Origin of the sequence: Parabacteroides caecihominis (assembly GCF_023656785.1) — a bacterium.
GTDB lineage: Bacteria > Bacteroidota > Bacteroidia > Bacteroidales > Tannerellaceae > Parabacteroides > Parabacteroides segnis.
Genome location: NZ_JAMOKS010000036.1, coordinates 63382 through 69381 on the forward strand (window position 1 = coordinate 63382; position 6000 = coordinate 69381).

Below are 6000 nucleotides of genomic sequence, written 5' to 3' on the forward strand. Positions count from 1 at the left end.
TTTCACAACTTAATAACCCTGATTACAACTTAAATTTATAAACAAATGGGACAGCAAGTAAATAAGTTGAAAATAAATCAGATAAAAACAAAATTGATGGAAGTTTTAAAAAAACATTCGGGCAATAACCGGTGAACACCTGTCGCTCGATCCTTTGACGGAATGGCTGGATAAACAACCGGATAAAAACCGGTACGTGATGTTGTTCACCTGGTTCTTAGGAGAACCGGTCATAAAGGCGCTGAAAACATGGAATACTTTGGGAGAGCGTTTCCTGAAAGAGAACCGGATCGGGATCCTGCATGATTGCGGTTTCGATACGGGACGTTTGCCGGTGGAACGCATTCGGGTGAAATCTCCAGATTTATTCCTCGCTTACATCGCGGCCATGGCCCGTTGTGGAATGTTGGATTGTTCGTTGGAAGAACTGGCCGATTACATCGACTTGATTTTTGAAACGGGATACGAAGTCGTTACGATTTACAATCATTTAAAGGCGGCTCAGAATACCTTTTGGGAGATCGACCAGGCAGTCGAAAGGAGTAAAAAGAAGGAGAGAAAACAACAACGTAGTAAATAGAATTTGTAACTTACTGTAATCGTGTTATTTAAGTTGTGAAACTGGCATCAAAACAGTTCTCAAAAGTCGAAAAAGAATGGTTTACTTTGCATCAGAACGTTAGGGTATTATTTCATTTGCGAAAAAACGATGGAAATTACGATTTATAAATTCTAAATAAGAAAGATAGTTCTAACTATATTAAAAGAGAGGCATCCGGATATGCATAGAGTCTACATACGGTAGTGCTTCGGGATTATGACTATCAAGTTTTAGCGCAAATAGTAATCTCATAACGGGACAAATATTAATTTTCTTTAAATGTGATTATTATGAGCGTAAAACAAACGAAAGAAAACCCGGAGGCATTGTGGATGGGAAAGTCTTTTATGAAGATGCCTCGAAAAGTGTTGGCGCTGTCGGTCAGTGCCAGTAAGAAAGAACGTCACCTAGCCCGTATCTACATGGCATTGGCAACGATGAGTTATTTCAAACCCGGATTTATGAAACTGGGACGTATCCAGTACGTTTGCCATGTAGGGGAGTATTTTTGTACTTATCAGTTCCTGGCTGATCGTACTGATATCAGTGCCGGTTCGGTGGGGTATTATCTGAGAAAGTTGGCTCGCGAACGATTGATCGAATATGGTCCTGTGACGGGAGGCACAAAAATCAAGATATGTAATTATGATTATTTTTCGGGACAGATAACGGAAAGTACGGACGACAGCGGCAATGATACTTCTGCCGCTCAGGCAATGGCCGCTGCCGAACAGGCGATGGGAGGCCGTAGCAAACAATTTCAGCCAAAAGGAAAGGGAGGCGAAGCATGAAAGAGGATGTAGACGAACAGAAAGATCTGACGTTGTCGGAGGTGGAGAGTACGTTGGTGTGCTGCCTGCTGACCAGTGTGGATGCTCCGGGACTGGTGTCGTCCCTGTTGCAAAAAGAAATGTTTTCGGATGCTGCCCCGGGTTTTGTTTTTCAGGCAGCGATGAACCTGTACGAACAAGGGGTGCAACCGGATATGGTGTCGGTAGATGTTGAGATGCGCCGGCTGGATGAGGAGCGTTGGAAGGAACTGAACGGACTGGCGTTTCTGCTGACTGCCATGCTGAATGTGCGCCATGGCGGTAATGTGCTGCACTATGCTGCGGAGATAAAAAAGCAATATACCCTGCGTTGCCTGGCACAGTTGTCGGCTATGCTGAATATGAAAAGTTGCCAGTTCGGCTCCGAACCGGAATCGCTGATAACGGAAGCGGAAGAGTCGCTGATGAAACTAAGGGAGAAACTGGTGACCAGCGAGCCGATACGTCCGGTCGGTGAGTTGGCTGCCGAAGTGGTGGAATGGCATCGCGAACGATTGCTGGGTACTCATGACCGGAACCGCTTGCTGAGCGGGATGAGCGAGTTCGATTATGTCACCGGAGGATTCCATAAAGGGGAATTGTCCGTACTGGCGGGCCATTCGAGCGACGGGAAAACAGCTGTGGCTTTGCATATTGCCGTACAGGCTGCCCGGGCCGGTAAACATGTCTGTCTCTTCAGTCTCGAGATGTCGAACTTGCAGATGCTGAACCGTATCCTGGCCGGCATCACGGATGTCGATCCGGATCATCTGCGTATTTCCGGTATGACGGCGCACGAACTGGAGGTGCTCGAAAAGGCCGGAAAGCAGTTGGAGCATCTGCCGTTGTATATTGATTACAAGGCTTGTAACACGTTGTCGGATATCCGTTCGAAGGTGATGCTGAAAAGTAAGAAGGGCGAATGTGATTTCGTGATACTCGATTATCTGCATTTGTTGGGCAGTATCCGTCAGAAGAACGATACCCAGGAACAGGTGGTTGGCCGTAACATCACGGCGCTGAAGCAACTGGCGTTGGATGCGGACTGTCCGGTGCTTGTCGTTTCGCAGGTGAACCGTGCCAGCGATCAGCGTCCCGATAAGGCGCATATCCCGGTGATGAGCGACCTGCGTGATTCGGGAACTATCGAACAGGTAGCCGATTGTGTATTTTTTGTCTACCGCCCGGAGCGTTACGGCATCGTCAAAGACGAACGTACCGGTGAAAGTCTGGTGGGAGTAGGTAAACTCTATATTGTAAAAAACAGGAACGGTGCGACCGGTATTGCCCGTTTCCGGTATAATGCTTCGTATACTAAAATAACGGATTATTAATGTCAGGAACGATATGACACACTATAATATCGATCAAATAAAAAGTTCGGTCCGCATAGAGGATGTGGCGGGAGGTTATGTCAACCTGTTGCGCTGTGGCAAGTTATTTAAAGGGCTTTGCCCGTTCCATGACGACCATCATCCGTCGCTGATCGTCGATCCGCAAAAACAGACATTCACTTGTTATGCCTGCGGTGAACATGGGGATGTGATTGCTTTCGTACAGAAGATGGAGCGTTGCAGCTTTGTGGAAGCGACGGAGAAATTGAAAATTGAAAATGGAAAATTGAAAATTAATAAGACGAAGGCGAAGCCAGTCAAAGAAAAGAGTGACAAAAACAAATTTTCAATTTTCAATTCTCAATATTCAATTGAAAAAAACTGTAAGTTTTTTTCCTCCCTTCTTCCTTATGCTTGCGGTGATTCGGACTTGACGCCTGCTTATCTGGATTTTGAGGTGGGCGTTTCGCCGGGTATGGTGCCGAAGGAATGGTATAAGATGCGGAACCGTGTCATTTTCCCGCTCCGTGATGAGATGGGAGGGTTGATAGGTTTTGCCGCGCGGAAACATCCGGATGGAAATCCGGATGAACCTAAATATATCAATACTTCGGTAGCCAACGGGTATAAGAAGAGTGATCATCTGTATGGTCTTTACCGGGCTAAGGAGGCGATTGCAGAGAGAGGTCTTGTCTATTTGGTGGAAGGCTACAAAGATGTGATCGCCATGCATGCAGCCGGGTTTGTTAATACGGTGGCCCTCTGTGGGACGGTTTTGTGTGACGGACATATCCGATTGCTGAAGAAATACGCTTCGCAGGCAGTTGTTTTGCTTGACGGCGATGAGGCAGGGCGGAAAGCTACTGCTACGGCTGTGGCTTCGCTACGTCGTGAAGGTATCCTGGCGGTCGGAGGCGAATTGCCTGAAGGGGAGGACCCTGATTCGTTGTTTCGCTCCGAAGGGAAAGAGGCATTTGCCAAATTCATTTGTAAGATGCAGAGGAATTTGTTTGCCTCCGAAGAGATGCTTTTGCTTAACCGGATTTGTAGCCAGGTTCGTGCGTTGATGTGGAAGGAGATTGAAGGAAACAGGGAAGAGTTGTTTCGGAATCTGGGTACGATGCTTGCTCACCGGACAGGCCTTTCGCTTCGGGATGGCCGTCCGGGTACCATGGATTGGAGGTGGCTATGAAAGAGGATCAGAAAAATAAGAAGCCGGATAGGGACGAAGAGGTGGAGAAATGGAAGAACCGTAGTTTCGGTTGGCTTGAACTGGGTATCCTGTACAGTCCGATGATAACACCGGCGGCAGCTTCCCGTCGTTTGAAAGCCTGGGTATTGGCAAACAAGATTCTGGTCACTCTTCTGAAAGCCGCCGGCTGGAATCGCAAGCAACGTGTCATGACACCGAAACAGGTGGAATGTATAGTAGAAATATTGGGAAGACCTTAATGATAGTAATATGCCAATATGGTAATGTGTCAATATGCCAATGGAGATAGTAATAGATTCACTATTTATCAGGTTTGAGCTATCCTGTCATCAACCTCACTTGACTATTACAGGTTTATTTGCCGTCTGCTTTAGCTGACGGACTAGTAAAGAATCTATCTCTTTGGACTTTAGTCCCATTTCTTAAAGCTTTCTATCTGAGAGAAATGTGGCTAAAGCCAAAAAAAAGAACCAGCTTATAAACCGTCAGCTAAAGCAGACGGCAAATGAACCTGTAACAGATGAGTCACTTTGATGGTTGGATAGTTCAATTATTTCTAATCAAAAACAAATGAAATTAATATCAAACTTACTTATTTGGGGAGGTATTTTAGTGCTTCCCCTAAACTCTTATGCTCAGTTTTCCAAAGGGCTGAGTTATCGGGCGGAGACCGGTGTCAGCTTTAGCGGAGGGGAGCATACTCCTTTCTGGTTGACGGCAAACAAGCAGGGACTTTCGTCCATTGAAAAGAATAACGGGTATCTGCGTGCAGGTGTCTTCCGGGAGTTGGAAAAGGATAAACCTTTCTCGTATGCTTTCGGGGTGGATCTGGCTGTCGCTTATAATTTTACTTCGACTTTTGTAGTGCAACAATTGTATGCGGATCTGAAATACCGTTGCCTGGGATTGAGTATCGGAAGCAAGGAGCGGCATAGCGAGTTCAATAATCCGTTCCTTAGTAGTGGAGGACTGACATTCTCGGGAAATGCCCGTCCAATTCCGCAGGTTCGTATCGGTATTCCTGAATATACGCTTGTTCCGGGGACAAAAGGTTGGTTGGCATTTAAAGGTCATATCGCTTATGGTCTGTTTACGGATGACGGCTGGCAAAAGGATTTTATTAAGCCGGGAGGAAAGCATACGGAACATGTACTTTATCATTCCAAAGATTTGTATGTGAAGGTCGGTAACCGGGAGAAGTTTCCTTTGATCTTTGAAGGAGGTCTTGAGATGGCTGCTCAATTCGGGGGAAATGCTTTTATTGGAGATAAGAAAACCGATATGCCGAATGGGATAAAAGATTTCTTTAAGGTGTTTATTCCGAGCGGGGGGAGCAGTGACACCCCACTTGGGGAACAGACGAATATTTATGGAAACCATTTAGGAAGTTGGAATTTTTCTTTGACGTGGTATGCTCCTAAAGATTGGACAATCCGTCCTTATTACGAACATTATTTTGAAGATCATTCACAGATGTTCGGAGAATATGGCTGGAAAGATTGTTTGGCGGGAGTGGAAATAACGTTTCCCAAGAATCGGGTGATCGGTAGTTTCGTTTACGAATATATCTCAACGAAAGACCAAACGGGAGCTGTTTATTGGGATCATACATCGGAGATACCGGAACAGGTGAGTGGTACAGATAATTATTATAATCATGGCATTTATACCGGTTGGCAACATTGGGGGATGGGGATCGGAAATCCGCTAGTCATGTCTCCGATTTATAATACAGATGGTGATATAAGTTTTAAAAGTTCGCGTATGCAAGGACATCATTTCGGGATCATGGGTAATCCGGTCAACGATTTGCGGTATCGAATTTTATTGTCGCTTACCCGTAACTGGGGAACTTATGGTTTGCCATTTTATGAGATCAAAAAGAATGGAAATGCATTGATAGAATTAACTTATACGCCACATCAGTTAAAAGGCTGGGATTTTACAGGATCGCTAGGTGTTGACAGAGGCGGGATGTTGGGTAAAAGTGCCGGTGGCATGTTAACAATCAGAAAAACAGGATGGATACGATGAGTTCAATGA

At 45.6% G+C, this 6000-nt stretch carries 6 protein-coding genes; all 6 read left to right on the forward strand.

Translation table 11 applies throughout. The features are described from left to right. The first annotated feature begins 199 nt into the window (after nucleotides 1-199). Nucleotides 200-580 (forward strand): hypothetical protein, encoded by a 381-nt coding sequence (locus NBH14_RS23125; protein WP_186961373.1) that lies wholly within the window; start codon nucleotides 200-202, stop codon nucleotides 578-580. A 311-nt stretch (nucleotides 581-891) separates the two neighbouring features. Then, on the forward strand, nucleotides 892-1392 hold the full coding sequence (locus NBH14_RS23130; RefSeq protein ID WP_186961372.1) for a hypothetical protein: 501 nt from the start codon (nucleotides 892-894) through the stop codon (nucleotides 1390-1392). Continuing rightward, on the forward strand, nucleotides 1389-2744 hold the full coding sequence (locus NBH14_RS23135) for a replicative DNA helicase (RefSeq protein ID WP_186961371.1): 1356 nt from the start codon (nucleotides 1389-1391) through the stop codon (nucleotides 2742-2744). Before NBH14_RS23130 ends, NBH14_RS23135 begins: the two co-directional genes overlap by 4 nt. Nucleotides 2745-2757: 13 nt before the next feature. Beyond that, complete coding sequence (locus tag NBH14_RS23140) at nucleotides 2758-3936, forward strand: DNA primase (protein ID WP_186961370.1); 1179 nt, start codon at nucleotides 2758-2760, stop codon at nucleotides 3934-3936. Beyond that, nucleotides 3933-4196: a DUF4248 domain-containing protein gene (locus tag NBH14_RS23145; protein ID WP_186961369.1), complete on the forward strand. Its 264-nt coding sequence runs from the start codon at nucleotides 3933-3935 to the stop codon at nucleotides 4194-4196. The genes NBH14_RS23140 and NBH14_RS23145 overlap by 4 nt, the downstream gene beginning before the upstream one ends. Before the next feature lie 331 nt (nucleotides 4197-4527). Then, a complete protein-coding gene (locus NBH14_RS23150) occupies nucleotides 4528-5991 on the forward strand; it encodes a capsule assembly Wzi family protein (RefSeq protein ID WP_186962103.1) in 1464 nt (487 codons plus the stop codon). Nucleotides 5992-6000: the final 9 nt, after the last annotated feature.